The 15,296-nt window shown below is 71.4% G+C and carries 11 protein-coding genes; 1 reads left to right on the forward strand and 10 read right to left on the reverse strand.

Annotation, left to right across the window (positions count from 1 at the left end; genetic code table 11):
* Nucleotides 1-2: 2 nt before the first annotated feature.
* Nucleotides 3-839 (reverse strand): bifunctional helix-turn-helix transcriptional regulator/GNAT family N-acetyltransferase, encoded by an 837-nt coding sequence (locus tag O7615_RS29025; protein ID WP_278180960.1) that lies wholly within the window; start codon nucleotides 837-839, stop codon nucleotides 3-5.
* Between the two features lie 173 nt (nucleotides 840-1,012).
* Nucleotides 1,013-2,269, reverse strand: a complete 1,257-nt coding sequence (locus O7615_RS29030; protein WP_278180962.1) for an MFS transporter — start codon at nucleotides 2,267-2,269, stop codon at nucleotides 1,013-1,015.
* 301 nt (nucleotides 2,270-2,570) lie between these two features.
* Here O7615_RS29030 and O7615_RS29035 point away from each other — a divergent pair, with 301 nt between their 5' ends.
* Nucleotides 2,571-5,297, forward strand: a complete 2,727-nt coding sequence (locus O7615_RS29035; protein WP_278180963.1) for a beta-L-arabinofuranosidase domain-containing protein — start codon at nucleotides 2,571-2,573, stop codon at nucleotides 5,295-5,297.
* 30 nt (nucleotides 5,298-5,327) lie between these two features.
* Here the strand turns inward: O7615_RS29035 and O7615_RS29040 are convergent, their stop codons facing one another.
* The 8 genes from O7615_RS29040 to araB form a co-directional block, all read right to left on the reverse strand.
* Nucleotides 5,328-6,317: a LacI family DNA-binding transcriptional regulator gene (locus tag O7615_RS29040; RefSeq protein ID WP_278182277.1), complete on the reverse strand. Its 990-nt coding sequence runs from the start codon at nucleotides 6,315-6,317 to the stop codon at nucleotides 5,328-5,330.
* Between the two features lie 253 nt (nucleotides 6,318-6,570).
* Nucleotides 6,571-8,073 carry an L-arabinose isomerase gene (araA, locus tag O7615_RS29045; RefSeq protein ID WP_278180964.1) on the reverse strand — a complete coding sequence of 501 codons (1,503 nt, stop codon included), beginning with the start codon at nucleotides 8,071-8,073 and terminating at the stop codon, nucleotides 6,571-6,573.
* Nucleotides 8,074-8,100: 27 nt separating this feature from the next.
* The gene (yjfF, locus tag O7615_RS29050) at nucleotides 8,101-9,090 is read right to left on the reverse strand and encodes a galactofuranose ABC transporter, permease protein YjfF (protein ID WP_278180965.1); all 990 of its coding nucleotides are present in this window, start codon (nucleotides 9,088-9,090) and stop codon (nucleotides 8,101-8,103) included.
* Complete coding sequence (locus tag O7615_RS29055; protein WP_278180966.1) at nucleotides 9,087-10,148, reverse strand: ABC transporter permease; 1,062 nt, start codon at nucleotides 10,146-10,148, stop codon at nucleotides 9,087-9,089. Before O7615_RS29055 ends, yjfF begins: the two co-directional genes overlap by 4 nt.
* A complete protein-coding gene (locus tag O7615_RS29060) occupies nucleotides 10,145-11,686 on the reverse strand; it encodes a sugar ABC transporter ATP-binding protein (protein WP_278180967.1) in 1,542 nt (513 codons plus the stop codon). Before O7615_RS29060 ends, O7615_RS29055 begins: the two co-directional genes overlap by 4 nt.
* Nucleotides 11,687-11,755: 69 nt before the next feature.
* Nucleotides 11,756-12,754 (reverse strand): ABC transporter substrate-binding protein, encoded by a 999-nt coding sequence (locus O7615_RS29065; protein WP_278180968.1) that lies wholly within the window; start codon nucleotides 12,752-12,754, stop codon nucleotides 11,756-11,758.
* 123 nt (nucleotides 12,755-12,877) lie between these two features.
* Entirely contained in the window at nucleotides 12,878-13,570 is a 693-nt protein-coding gene (locus O7615_RS29070; protein WP_278180969.1) for an L-ribulose-5-phosphate 4-epimerase, read from the reverse strand.
* Entirely contained in the window at nucleotides 13,567-15,252 is a 1,686-nt protein-coding gene (araB, locus tag O7615_RS29075; protein WP_278180970.1) for a ribulokinase, read from the reverse strand. The genes O7615_RS29070 and araB overlap by 4 nt, the downstream gene beginning before the upstream one ends.
* Nucleotides 15,253-15,296 lie beyond the last annotated feature (44 nt).

The following is a 15,296-nucleotide window of genomic DNA, read 5'->3' on the forward strand; positions in this document are numbered from 1 at the left end:
GCTCAGCTCAGCGACTTGGCGAACCAGTGGTGGGCGTACGGGTTGCTGTTGTACGGCGGGATCTCCTGGTAGCCCGCGCTGCGGTAGAGCCGCATCGCCTCGGTGAGGCTGCCGTTGGTGTCCAGGCGTACGCTGCCGGCGCCGGCCGCGACCGCGTACCGCTCCAGCTCGTCCAGCAGGCGCCGGCCGACGCCGAGGCCGCGCACCGACGCCGACACCCAGAGGCGCTTGATCTCGGCCGGCTCGCCGGGTGGCAGCCGCAGCGCGCCGCAGCCCACCGCCTCGGTCGCGAGGGAGGCGACCAGGAACAGACCCGCCGGGGGTACGAGCTCCTGATCGTCGACCGCGCTGCCGGCCGGATCGAAGCCGGCGTCGAACCGCTCGGCGAGTTCCCGCGCGTACGCCCGCAGGCAGGCCCGGGCGCGCGGCTCACCGGGCTGGCCGGGCGCGATGGTGACCAGTGACGCCATGAGCAGGCGCTCGACCTCGGCCATGGCGGTGGTGAGCCGGGCCCGCTGGCCGCCGGTGAGCGGCGCCAGCACCGACCAGGCCAACTCGTCGGACTTGCGGTCCAGCAGATCCCACTCGGCGCGACCGGCCTCGGTCAGCCGGGCGGTGCGTACCCGTCCGTCGCCCTCGCCGGGCCCCACCACGACGAGCCCGTCCCCCTCCAGGGTGCGCAGCAGCCGGCTGAGGTAGCCGGCGTCGAGATCCAGCCGGGTCCGCAGGGCCGCGACCTCCGCACCCGCCGGCCCGATCTCCCACAGCAACCGCGACTGCGCCAACGGCCGGTCCCGAGCGAGATAGCTGTCGTCCAGCGCACCCACCCGCTGCGTCACCGTCCGATTGAACCGCCGCACCACGTCAACAAGTCCACGCTCCACAACCCCTGACTTTAGTCAGATATCCATCCCACACCCACCCCCATCTCCGGCGATCTTGCACTTTCGGTCGACGGATCGCCCCTTATATGGCGTTTGTCACGACAGAAAGCGCAAGATCGCGGGGCTGGTCAGGGGGGCGGGTGGCGGAGGGTGGCGGAGGTGAGGGTGGTCAGGGCGGTCGTGGCGAGGACGGCGGCGCAGGCGTAGAGGACGGCCGGGGGGTGTGTGGTCTCGGCGAGGAGGCCGAGCAGGTTGGTCGTCGCCAGCAACGGCAGGCTCTGCACGAGCACGAGCACGGACTGCACCCGGGCCAGATGCGTGACCGGCGCGGCGGCCAGGATCAGCGGGCCGACGTGCGTGGCGAAGAGTCCGGAGCCGGCACCGACGACCACGCCGGCACCGGCCGCCGCCAGCGGCACGCCGCCGGCCACCGGCACCGACCACGCCGAGTCGCCGGCCGCGAGCAGAGCCACCCCGATCGCGGCCACCAGCAGACCCGCCGCGGCCACCACGCCCGGCCGGGACAGCGCACCGCGCACCACCACGGTCACCGCGACGGCGGCGGTGCCCAGTGCCACCGCCGCGACGACCGCGCCGGTGGCCTGCGGCGACCACGCCCGCTCCCGGGCCAGCAGCGGTACGAGCAACGAGGAGACCGGCAACAGGAAGCCCGCGGCGACACCGGTCACCAGCAGCGCCGGCCGCAGCGTGTGGTGCCGCCAGCCGAGGCGCAGCCCGTCCAGCACGGCTGGCCCCACCGGCTGCGGCGCTCGACGATCTTCGGGCGGACGGAGCAGGTCTCCGGGTCGACGGAGCAGCAGCAGGATCGTCAGCATCACCAGGAAGGTCGCCGCGTTGGCCAGGGCCACCCCGGCGAGCCCGGCCACCGCCAGGACCAGACCACCCAGCGACGGGCCGGCGAACACGGCCAGCTGCCCGGCGAGGTGACGGGCCGACATCGCGCGGGCCAGCGCGCCCGGCGGCACCAGCCGCCGCGGCATCGAGCCCGAACTCGGCAGGTAGAAGGCATCCACGATCCCGATGGCCAACGCGGTGAGCAGCATCGGCAGCCGAGGATCGACCGGCGACCGGACGGCGACGGCCAGGGTCACGGTGACCACGACCATCGCCGCGTCCGCGATCAGCATGACGGGCCAGGCGCCGTACCGGTCGGCCACCGCCCCGCCGACCAGCAACAGCAGGATCCGGGGCAGCGTGATGGCGGTCAGCACCAGCGCCGCGAAGCGCCCACCGTGCCCCGCCGCCACCCAGGCCATCGCGAACGCCATGGCCTGCACGCCGACCAGGCTCAGCGCGGTGCCGCCCAGCCACGCCCAGTACGCACCCGGCACCGCCGTCCGGTCACCGGTCGCCACCACCACCACGAAGCCCCCTCCGCCCGTCGACCGACACCGGCCGTCGTCCGGCGGCCACTGTCCGGCCTCGACCGGGTCGAGGGTCAAGCCACGCGCGGGCCGTTCGGGCGCACGTTTCCGCGTCTGGCGGTGCGGAGAAACGACGTCTTGCGCATCCGCCGCCCGACTGCTTATGTTAGCGATAACATCGATCGCCTTGCACCGCCCGCCTATGCGCGGACGGTAATCGCACGTGTCCCCGCCGCCCCGCTGGCCACCACCAGACACCCAGCCCGGTGGCGCTCCCGCACGCGACACCACGGAGGCCGTGATGCCCCACCCGTCCCTCAACCGCCGGCACGTACTCCAGGCCGCCGGCGCGGCGGTCGTCGCCACCGCCGTCGGTCCGCACCTCGTCGGCGGCTCCGCCGGCGCGGCGCTCCCCCCGGCCCGACCCGACATCGGCGTTTCCGCGTTCGCCTTCGACCTGGGTCAGGTCCGGCTGACCGCCAGCCGCTGGCTGGACAACCAGAACCGCACCCTGAACTACCTGCGCTTCGTCGACGTCAACCGGCTGCTCTACAACTTCCGCGCCAACCATCGCCTCGCCACCGGAGGTGCCCCGGCGACCGGCGGCTGGGAGGCGCCGACGTTCCCGTTCCGCACCCACTCCCAGGGGCACTTCCTGAGCGCCTGGTCGCACGCCTGGTCGGTGCTCGGTGACACCACGTGCCGGGACAAGGCCAACGCCATGGTGGCCGAGTTGGCCCGGTGCCAGGCGAACAACGCCACCGCCGGCTTCAGCACCGGCTATCTCTCCGGGTTCCCCGAGTCCGAGTTCACCGCGGTGGAGGCACGCACCCTGAACAACGGCAACGTGCCGTACTACTGCATCCACAAGACGCTGGCCGGCCTGCTCGACGTGTGGCGCCACATCGGCAACACCCAGGCCCGCGACGTTCTCCTCGCGCTCGCCGGCTGGGTGGACTGGCGCACCGGCCGGCTGACCGCGAGCCAGATGCAGGCCATGCTGGGCACCGAGTTCGGCGGCATGAACGCCGTCCTGGCGGACCTGTACCAGCAGACCGGTGACGCCCGCTGGTTGACCACCGCCCAGCGGTTCGACCACGCCGCCGTGTTCAACCCCCTCGCCGCCAACTCCGACCAGCTCAACGGCCTGCACGCCAACACGCAGATCCCGAAGTGGATCGGCGCGGCGCGGGAGTTCAAGGCCACCGGCACCACCCGCTACCGCGACATCGCCAGCAACGCGTGGAACATGACCGTCAACACCCGCACCTACGCGATCGGCGGCAACAGCCAGGCCGAACACTTCCGGGCCGCCAACGCGATCGCCGGATACCTGCGCGCCGACACCTGCGAGGCGTGCAACACGTACAACATGCTGAAGCTGACCCGGGAGTTGTGGCAGCTCGACCCGAACCGGACGGCGTACGTCGACTTCTACGAGCGTGCGCTGCTCAACCACCTCGTCGGTGCGCAGAACCCGGCCGACAACCACGGGCACATCACGTACTTCACGCCGTTGCACCCCGGCGGGCGGCGCGGCGTGGGTCCGGCGTGGGGCGGCGGCACCTGGAGCACCGACTACAACTCCTTCTGGTGCTGCCAGGGCACCGGGCTGGAGGCCAACACCACGCTGATGGACTCGATCTACTTCCACAACGGCACCACCCTGACGGTGAACCTGTTCATGCCGTCGGTGCTCACCTGGTCCCAGCGCGGGATCACGGTCACACAGACCACCAGCTACCCCGCCAGCGACACCACGAGCCTGACCGTCAGCGGCAGCGTCGGCGGATCGTGGACGATGCGGATCCGCATCCCCGGCTGGGCGCAGGGCGCCACGGTCAGCGTCAACGGCGCCGCGCAGAACATCGCCACCGCGCCCGGCACGTACGCCGTTCTCACCCGCTCCTGGACCTCCGGCGACACGGTGACCGTACGGCTGCCGATGCGGGTGGTCGTCGAGCCGGCCAACGACAACCCGACCGTCGTGGCGCTCACCTACGGCCCGGCGGTGCTCTCCGGTAACTACGGCAACACCACGCTGTCGGCGCTGCCCGCGCTGGCCACCGCCTCGGTCAGCCGGACCAGCAGCACCGCCCTCACCTTCACGGCCACCGCCAACGGCGCCCCGGTCAACCTGATCCCGTTCTACGACGCGCACGGGCACAACTACACCGTCTACTGGAGCGCCAGCGGCCAGGCCACGTTCCGGCTCGTCAACGCCGCCAGTGGCCTGGTGCTCGGCATCGAGAACATGTCCACCGCCGATGGCGCCCCGGCGTTGCAGTGGGACGACAACGGCACGCCGGACCACGACTGGCAGCTGGTCGTCGACGGCACCGCCGTGCGGTTGCGCAACGCCAACAGCGCCAAGGTGCTCGGTGTCCGGGACATGTCCACCGCCGACAACGCGCAGGTCCTGCAATGGTCGGACACCGGCACGGCCGATCACCGGTGGACGGTCGTCGACGTCGGCGACGGCTCACACAAGATCCGCAACGGGCACAGCGGCAAGCTGCTGGCGACCCTCAACGGCTCCACCGCGCGGGGTGCCCGGGTCGTCCAGGAACCGGACAACGGCACACCGGACAACCAGTGGCGGTTCGTGCCCAACGGCGCCCGCCGGATCCAGAACCTGGCGACCGGCCTCGTGCTCGGCGTGCGGGACATGTCCACCGCCGACGGCGGTCCGGTGATCCAGTGGGGGGACACCGGCACCGCCGACCACCTCTGGACCGCGATCGTGGACAGCGGCGGCTACCTGCGGTTGCGCAACTCCCACAGCGGCAAGGTGCTCGGGGTGGAGAACGGCAGCAGCGCCAACGGCGCCCGGGTGGTGCAGTGGGCGGACAACGGCTCTGCCATGCACCGCTGGCGCCTGCGGTACGGCGCGAACGGGTACTTCCGGATCCAGAACGGCAACGGCGGGCGGGTCCTCGGCGTCACCGACGCCTCGTCGAGCCAGGGCGCCCAGATCGTGATCTGGGACGACAGCGGCGCCAGCGACCACCGCTGGCGGTTCGTCTAGGCCGCTCCCGCCCCGCCGCTGCGCGGACGCTCAGCGGCGGGGTGGCGGGCCGACGCTGCGGCGGGCGACCAGCGACGGCGCGATGGTCGCGCGCAACGCGCCACCGCTGGCCGACTCGATCTGGGCCAGCAGCATCTCCAGGCTCGCCCGGGCCACCGCGCCGAAGTCCGGCCGCACGGTGGTCAGCGGCGGGATGAAGTAGGCGGCCTCCGGCACGTCGTCGAAGCCGACCACACTGATGTCGTCCGGCACCCGGAGGCCGTGCTCGTGCAGTGCCCGCAGCACGCCGAGAGCCAGGTGATCGTTGGCGGTGAAGACGGCGGTGACGTCGGTCATCCGGGCCAGCATCTGCCCGCACCGGTAGCCGGCCGCCGCGGACCAGTCCGCCGGCACCAGCGGCGGGACCTCCGCGCCGGCCGCGAGCAGCGCCGCCCGCCAGCCCTCGATGCGGCCCGCGCTGTCGAACCAGTCGGACGGCCCGGAGACGTGCCAGACCGTACGGTGGCCGGCGTCGAGCAGGTGCTGCGTCGCGGCCCGGGCGCCAGCGGCCTGATCCACCGTGACCAGCGGCATCGGCCGGTGCGGGTCACCGTCGACGGTGACCAGCGGCACGTCCTTGGGCAGGCGTTCCAGCGCCTCGCCGGCCGACTCCACCGGCGCGATCACCACGATGCCGGCCACCCGGTGGGCCAGGTGCCGCTCGACCACCGCGGAGATCGATCGGTGGTCGAGGCTGCGCACGCTGCCCACGCTGACCGCGAAGCCGGCCTCGGCGGCCGTCTGCTCCAGCGCGGCGAGCAGCGAGGCCGGGCCGTAGAGGGTGGTGTTCTGGGCGACCACGCCGATCACCTGCGACCGGCCGGTGACCAGCGCGCGGGCCGCCCGGTTCGGCCGGTAGCCGAGCTCGGCGATGGCCGCCTGGACCCGCAGCCGGGTCTGCTCGCGTACGTTCGGGTGACCGTTGAGCACCCGCGACACCGTCTGGTGGGAGACACCAGCGAGGCGGGCCACGTCCGTCATCGCAGGATCGCGTACGGCCATCTCACACTCCCCGCATGCCGTCGGTCGCCGCGGCCCGTCGACGCCGGCCGGGGCGGCCTGGAACACGATCCCCTCTCGCGGCGCCCACACCGGCCCGTGCCGTCCGGGTGGAGAGCGCTAGATCATGCACAGTCTACGTCAGCGCCGACCCCGGTCGACGGCAGGTCAGGCGCGTGTGACGGGTGTCGGCCGGGCCGCCGACACCCGTCACGGCGGCGGGGGTCGACGCCGGTCAGAACCCGCGGGCGAGCCGGTAGTACGCCTGGTTCCACCGCAGCTCGTCGGCGAACCGGCGGGGGTCGGTGTCGGCGTCGATGACGACCAGCTCCGTACGGCTCATCTCGGCCAGGTCGTGCAGCTCCTCCACCCCCACCGCCTGGGACAGCACCGTGTGGTGCGGCGCGCCCGCGGTGATCCACGCCTCGGCCGAGCCGGCCAGGTGCGGGCGTGGCCGCCAGACCGCCCGGGCCACCGGCAGCCGCCGCAGCGGCTGCGGCGGGGACACCACGTCGACCTCGTTCGCCACCAGCCGGAACCGCTCGCCCATGTCGGCCAGGCCGAGCACCACCGCCGGGCCCGGTGCGGCGTCGAAGACCAGCCGGACCGGGTCCTCCCGGGCGCCGATGCTCAGCGGGTGGATCTCCACGTTCGGTACGTCGGCGGCGATCGTGGGGCACACCTCGAGCATGTGGGCGCCGAGCACCAGTTCCTCGCCCGGGGTGAGGTCGTAGGTGTAGTCCTCCATGAACGACGTACCGCCCTCGGCACCGGCCGCCATCGCCTTGAGCGTGTGGACCAGCACCGAGGTCTTCCAGTCCCCCTCACCGCCGAAGCCGTAGCCGTCGGCCATGAGCCGCTGCACCGCGATGCCGGGCAGCTGGCGCAGCCCGCCGAGGTCCTCGAAGTTCGTGGTGAACGCACCGAACCCGCCCGCGTCCAGGAACGTACGCAGGCCCAGCTCCAGCCGGGCGGCGTAGCGCAGCGAGTCGTGCCGCTCGCCACCGGGCCGCAGCGCGGCGGCGACGCGGAAGGTGTCGTCGTACTCCTTGACCAGGTCGTCGATCTGCGCGTCGGCCACCTCGTCGACCACCCGCACCAGGTCGTTGACCCCGTAGGTGTTCACCGAGACCCCGAAGCGCAACTCCGCCTCGACCTTGTCCCCCTCGGTCACCGCGACGTCACGCATGTTGTCGCCGAAGCGCGCCAGGCGCAACGACCGCATCGCCGACCACCCGATCGCCGCCCGGGTCCAGGCGCCGACGCGGGCGACCACACGCGGGTCGGAGACGTGCCCGGCGACCGTCTTGCGGGCCACCCCGAGCCGGGTCTGGACGTACCCGAACTCCCGGTCGCCGTGCGCGGCCTGGTTCAGGTTCATGAAGTCCATGTCGATCTCGTCCCATGGCAGCAGGACGTTGGCCTGGGTGTGCAGGTGCAGCAGCGGTGTCCGCAGCGCGTCCAGACCGGAGATCCACATCTTCGCCGGCGAGAAGGTGTGCATCCAGGCGATGACCCCGACCGCCCCCTGCGCCGCGGCATCCCGGCAGACCCGCAGGATGTCGGCGCTGGTGGTCAGGACGGGCTTCCAGACCACCCGGGCGGGGATGTGCGGCGAGTCGTCGAGCACGGCGGCGATCTGACGGGACTGGTCGGCCACCTGCCGGAGCGTGTCCTCGCCGTACATCGCCTGGCTTCCGGTGAGAAACCAGACCTCGGGTGCAGGGTGTGTTGCCATGGGAGTTGCCTTCCGCGAGAGGGGCGGTCACTTGTAGCGGATGCCGATGAGGCGTTGGAGCAGGATGAACGCGAAGAGCAGGCCCCCGATCACGATCTTGGTCCACCAGGAGTTGAGACTGCCGTCGAAGGTGATCAAGGTCTGGATCACGCCCAGCACCAGCACGCCGAGCACGGTGCCGAAGACGTACCCCGAGCCGCCGGTGAGCACGGTGCCGCCGATGACCACGGCCGCGATCACGTCCAGCTCCATCCCGACGGCGATCAGCGGCGCGCCGGAGAGCGTGTAGAACGACAGCAGGATCCCGCCGATCGCCGCGCACAGGCCGCTGATGGTGTAGACGGCGATCCGGGTACGGCCCACCGGCAGGCCCATCAGCAGCGCCGACTGCGGGTTGCCGCCGATCGCGTACACGTTGCGCCCGAGGCGGGTGTACGCCAGCACGTACGCGGCGACCAGGACCACGGCGAACGCGACGAGCACGCTCACCGAGACGAAGTTGCCCCGGGGATCCCCGATCCGGTACTGCGACATGGTGGTCCAGAAGCCGTCGGCGATCGGGATCGACGCGTTGCTGATGAACGTGCACATGCCGCGGGCGAAGAACATCCCGGCCAGGGTGACGATGAAGGGTTGGATGTCGAAGAAGTGGATCGCGCAGCCCATCAGGAACCCGAGCGTCGGCCCGATGAGCAGGGCGATGACCAGCACCGGCAACGCGGGCAGGCCCGACTGGAGCAACCACGCCGAGACCATCGCGGTCATCGCCGCCACCGAGCCCACCGACAGGTCGATGCCGCCGGTGAGGATCACGAAGGTCATTCCGACGGCGATGACGAGCAGGAACCCGTTGTCGATGAAGACGTTGAAGACGACCTGCACGTTGGAGAACGCCCGGTACTGGGACACCCCGATGCCGTACATCACCAGCAGCAGGGCGAGGGTGGCCAGCACCGGCACGTGTCGCCGGGGCAGCCCGGCCCAGCGCGGTCCGGTGCGCAACGAGCTGGTGGTCATGCCGACACCTGCTCCTTCTGCCGCCGCGGCGACGACTGCGGTGGCGGGGCACCGCGCCGGCGCCGGCCGAGTCTGGCGCGGAAGGCCGGCGCCTGGATGAGGCAGACGGCGATGACCACGACCGCCTTGAACAGCAACGCCGTCTGCGGCGAGATGTTCATGGCGTACACCGTGGTGGTGAGGGTCTGGATGATCAGCGCACCGAGGATGGTGCCGCTGAGGTAGAACCGGCCACCCGCCAGCGAGGTGCCGCCGATGACCACCGCGAGGATCGCGTCGAGTTCCACCCACAGGCCGGCGGCGTTGCCGTCCGCGCTGGAGACGTTGGCGGTCATCATGAACCCGGCGATCGCGGCGCACGCGGCGCTGGCGACGTAGACCAGGAAGACGACCCGGCCGGAACGGATCCCGGCCAGCCGGCTGGCCTCCCGGTTGCCGCCCACCGATTCGATGATCATGCCGAGCGCGGTACGGCGGGTGAACGCCGCGACGAGCAGGGCCGCGGCCAACGCGATGAAGATCGCCAGCGGCAGGGTGAGGAAGTGGCCCAGCCCGATCGCCCGGTACGGACCGGAGTTGATGGTGATGATCTGACCCTCGGTGATCAGCTGCGCGAGGCCCCGACCGGCCACCATCAGGATGAGCGTGGCGATGATCGGCTGGATGCCGATCACGGAGACCAGGACGCCGTTCCAGGCGCCGAGCACCAGCGCCACCCCGAGCGCCATCGCCAGCGCGGTCAGCACCATGGCCAGGTTGTTCTGGTCGGGCGCCCGGCTGATGTAGAGGCAGGCGATGGCGCCGCTGATGGCGCAGACCGAACCGACGGAGAGATCGATGCCGCCGGTGGAGATGACCAGGGTCATGCCCAGCCCGACCAGGATCAGCGGTGCGCTCAACCGCAGGATGTCGATCGGGGTGCCGTACAGGTGTCCGTTGTTCACCTCGACGGCCAGGAAGCCGGGGCGGTAGATCGTGTTGGCCGCCAGCATCACCGCGAGAACGGCGACCGGCCAGAACAGCCGGTGACCCAGCACCGGTGCGACGCGCTGCCTCATTGGTCCGCCTCCGCCGACCGGGATCCACTGGCGATGGTCTGCATGACGCGATCGGCGTCGACGGTGTCGTCGTTGACGAGCTGCGCGACCAGCTCCCGGTCGCGCATCACCGCGATCTTGTGGCTCAGCCGCAGCACCTCCTCCAGTTCGGCGGAGATGAACAGCACCGCCATGCCGCCGTCGGAGAGCTGCACCACCAGCTTCTGGATCTCGGCCTTCGCGCCGATGTCGATGCCACGGGTCGGTTCGTCGAGGATCAGCAGCCGGGGCTCGGTGATCAGCCAGCGGGCCAGCAGCACCTTCTGCTGGTTGCCGCCGGAGAGGTTGCGTACCGGCAGGTCGGGGTTTGCCGGGCGGATGCTCAGCGCCGTGACGTACCGGTCGACCAGCTCGTCCTGGCGGCGCCGCGGGATGGGCCGCAGCCAGCCCCGGGCGGCCTGCATCGCGAGGATCATGTTCTCGCGGACCGTCAGGTCGGGAACGATGCCCTCCGCGCGGCGATTCTCGGAGCAGAAACCGATCCCGTGGTCGATGGCCTGTACCGGGTTGCGCAGGCTCGCCGACCTGCCACGCACGGCGACCGCACCGTGGTCGGCCCGGTCGGCGCCGAAGAACAACCTGGCCACCTCGGTACGCCCGGAGCCCAGCAGCCCGGCCAGACCGACCACCTCACCGGCGTGGATGGTCAGGCTGAACGGGGCGACCGCGCCCTTGCGGCCGAGCTCCGACACCTGCACGAAGGGCGTCCCGCCCTCCAGGGCGGCCAGTTCCCGCCGGGGATGCTCCTCGATCCGTTCGAGGACGTCGAGTTCCTTGCCGATCATCTTCTCGACCAGGGCCAGCTGCGGCAGCTCGGCGATCGGGTACTCCCCGACGAGGGTGCCGTTGCGCAGGACGGTGATGCGGTCGGCGATGTCGTAGACCTGGTCGAGGAAGTGGGTCACGAAGAGGATGGCGATCCCCTCGTCGCGCAGCTGGCGCATGATACGGAACAGCTGCGCGACCTCGCCGGCGTCCAGGCTGGAGGTCGGCTCGTCCAGGATCAGTACGCGGGCCCGCACGTCGATCGCCCGGGCGATCGCGACCATCTGCTGCACGGCCAGCGAGAAGCTCGCCACCGGCGCCGTGACGTCGATGTCGAGATCCAGACGGGCCAGCAGCTGCCGGGCGCGCCGCCGGACCTCGCCCCAGCGGACGGCACCGAGGCGGCGCGGTTCCCGGCCGATGAAGATGTTCTCCGCGACCGACAGGTTCGGGCAGAGATTGACCTCCTGGTAGACCGTGCTGACCCCGGCGGCGGACGCCTGCATCGGTCCGGTGAAGGCCACCTGCTCGCCATCGAGGGTGACGGCGCCCTCGTCGATGCCGTACACCCCCGTCAACACCTTGATCAGCGTTGACTTGCCGGCGCCGTTCTCGCCCATCAGGGCGTGCACCTCACCGGGGAGGAGCCGGAAGTCGACGTGGTGGAGTGCGCGCACCCCGGGAAAGGACTTGCTGATCCCGGTCATCGTCAGGACCGGACGACCCTCCGCCATCCCATCGATCCTCTTCTAGGGTTGGCGACGCGGCGGGGCCGCCGTCGGTGCGGCGACCCCGGGCGTCGATCAGTACTTGCGGTTGGGCAGGGCCTCCTTGGCCTGCTCCTGGGTAAAGGTGGTCTCCTCGGTCTCGATCCGCGCCGGGACCTCCTCGCCGGCGTGCACCTTCTTGGCCAGCTCCATCAGCTGGGGCCCGAGCAGCGGGCTGCACTCCGCGATGAAGTTGAACTTGCCGTCGGCCAGGGCCTGCATGCCGTCCTTGACCGCGTCGATGGTGATGATGACGATGTCCTTGCCGGGCTCCTTGCCCGCCGCGGTGATCGCCTCCAGCGCACCGAGACCCATGTCGTCGTTGTGCGCGAAGAGCACGTCGATCTTCGGATGGGCCTTCAGGAACTGCTCCATGACCTGCTTGCCGCCGGCCCGGGTGAAGTCACCGGTCTGGGAGGCGATCACCTTCAGCTTGGGGTCGGCCGCGATCGCCTCGGCGAAGCCCTTCTTGCGGTCGTTGGCCGGGGCCGAGCCGGTGGTGCCCTGCAACTCGACGATGTTCACGTCACCGGTGGCGGCCTTGGAGTTCTCCACCAGCCACTCCCCCGACAGCCGGCCCTCCTTCACGAAGTCCGAGCCGAGGAAGGTCTTGTACAGCGACGTGTCGGCGGAGTCCACCGCCCGGTCGGTCAGGATGACCGGGATGCCGGCGTCCTTGGCCTCCTTGAGCACCGTGTCCCAGCCGGACTCCACCACCGGCGAGAAGGCGATCACGTCGACCTTCTGCTGGATGTAGTTGCGGATCGCCTTGATCTGGTTCTCCTGCTTCTGCTGGGCGTCGTCGAACTTCAGCTCGACGCCCGCCTCGGCCGCCGCCTCCTTGATGGAGTTGGTGTTGGCCGTCCGCCAGCCGCTCTCCGCGCCGACCTGGGAGAAGCCCAGGACGATCGCGCCGTCGTCGCCTCCCGCGCCGGTGTCGCTGTTGCCACAGGCCGCGACGGTGCCGGCGAGCAGGACGGCGGCGACGGCGGCGAGGGCGCGTCGAGGCGCCAGGGACCTTCGCATGTTCCTCATCGGATCTCCTCGGTGGGTACGGGTGTCCACGCCGCCCGCCGATGTGCCCGGGCGGCCTGCGATGGTGGTGTGGATCCTGTGCGTCGGGGTGGTGCGGGCGGGTCGCCGGCGACCCGGGACCGGCTAGGAGTTCGCCGGGGACGAGGGACGTTGGCCGTAGACGTTCTGGTAGCGGTGGTAGAGGGCGTCGACGTCGGCCTGCGCCATCGGCACCGGTTGCCCGAGCGCGCGCGCCAGGTGCGCGGTCCGGGCGACGTCCTCACACATCACCGCGGCCTTGACCGCCGACCGGGCGTCGCGCCCGATGGTGAAGACGCCGTGGTTGCGCATCAGCACCGCGGGCGAACGGTGCCCGGTGAGGGTGCTGACGATCCCCTTGCCGATGTCGTCGCCGCCGATCAGCGCGAACGGGCCCGCCGGGATCTCCCCGCCGAACTCGTCGGCCTGCGCGGTCAGGTGGCACGGGATCGACTCGCCCCGCGCCGCCCAGGCCGTGGCGTACGTGCTGTGGGTGTGCACGACGCCGCCGACCTCGGGCATGGCGCGGTAGACGTAGGCGTGCGCCGCGGTGTCGCTCGACGGCGACAGCTCCCCCTCGACGGGCACCCCGCCGAGGTCGCAGAGCACCATGTTGTCGGCCGAGAGGTCGTCGTAGTCGACACCGCTCGGCTTGATCACCATGAGGTCGTGACCGGGTACCCGCGCGGAGACGTTGCCGGCCGTCCAGGCGACCAGGCCGTACCGGGTCAGCTCCCCGTGCAGCCGGGCGACGCTCTCGCGCAGGTCGGTCACCAGGCGGGTCAGTTCGGCACTCATGCGACCACCTCCAGTGCGGCGTCCCGCTGCGACGGGGCCGACTCGACCGCCGCGTTGCGGATCGCCCGCAAACGCAGCATCACGTCGTTGGCGCCGCGACCGAAGTGGTCGTGCAGCGCCCGGTACTCCGCGTAGAGGGCGTCGTACGCGCGTACCCGGTCCGGGTCCGGCCGGTAGACCGCCGCCCGCATCCGGCCCATCACCCGCGACGCCTCGTGGATCGAGGGGTACGCGCCGGCGGCGACGGCGGCGTGGATGGCGGAGCCGAGCGCCGGCCCCTGCGCGGAGCCGATGATGCCGAGCGGCCGGTTGGTGACGTCGGCGTAGATCTGCATCAGCAGCTCGTTCGAGGTGAGACCACCCGCCACCACCAGGTCGTCGACGGCGATCCCCGCCTCGACGAACGCCTCGATGATCATCCGGGTGCCGTACGCCGTGGCCTCCAGCAGTGCCCGGTAGACGTCGGCCGGACGGGTGGCCAGGGTCAGCCCGACGATCAACCCGCTGAGGTCGTGGTTGACCAGCAACGACCGGTTGCCGTTCCACCAGTCGAGGGCGACCAGGCCGTGCGCGCCGACCGGCTGGGCGGCGGCCAGCTCGGTGAGCCGTTCGTGCGAGTCGACGCCGGCCGGCGCGGCCTGCTCGACGAACCAGCCGAAGATGTCGCCGACCCCGCTCTGCCCGGCCTCGTAACCCCAGGACCCGGCGCTGATCCCGCCGTCGACGACGCCACACATGCCGGCCACCTCGGCGAGGTGGCTGCCGTTGACCACGTGGCAGGTCGAGGTGCCCATGATCGCCACCAGCCGGCCCGGCTCGATCGCCTGGGCGGCGGCCGCGGTGACGTGGGCGTCGACGTTGCCGACCGCGACCGCGACTCCCTCCGGCAGCCCGGTCCAGGCGGCGGCGCGGGCGGTCAGACCGCCCGCCCTGGCCGCCAGCGGCCGCAGCGGACCGTCCAGCTTGGTCACGAAGTCGCCGAAGCCGGGGTGGAGGGCGGTCAGGTAGTCCACCGACGGGTACGCGCCGTCCTGCCGGATGCCCTTGTAGCCGGCGGTGCAGACGTTGCGGGTCTCGACGCCGCAGAGCTGCCACACGATCCAGTCGGCGGCCTCGATGAAGCGTTCGGCCCGCCGGTAGACCTCCGGGTCCTCCTCCAGGATCTGCAGGCCCTTGGCGAACTGCCACTCGGCGGAGATCTTGCCGCCGTAGCGGCCGATCCACGGCTCGGCGCGCTCGTGGGCCAACGCGTTGATCCGGTCGGCGTGCGGCTGGGCCGCGTGGTGCTTCCAGAGCTTCACCCAGGAGTGCGGGCGCTGGCGCAGCTCCGGCACCTCGCACAGGGGCGTACCGTCGGCGAGCGTCGGCAGGACGGTGCAGGCGGTGAAGTCGATGCCGATGCCGACGACATCCTGCGGGTCGACCCCGGCGGCGGCCACGGCCGCGGGTACGGCGTGCCGCAGCACGTCGCGGTAGTCCTGCGGATCCTGCAACGCCCAGTCCGGCGGCAGCGGCGTCCCATCCTCCGGCAGCGCGGAGCTGATGACCGCGTTGCGGTACTCGTGCACCGCCGTCCCCAGCTCGGCGCCGTCGCGGACGCGGACCACCAGGGCCCGTCCGGACAGGGTGCCGTAGTCGACGCCGACGACGTACCGGTCGCCCGCTGGATCCACACCGCTCATCTTCACCTCCGGCCGATGACGAACCTCAGTGTTAACGCTCACAT

Source organism: Micromonospora sp. WMMD1082 (assembly GCF_029626175.1).
Taxonomy (GTDB): Bacteria; Actinomycetota; Actinomycetes; order Mycobacteriales; family Micromonosporaceae; genus Micromonospora.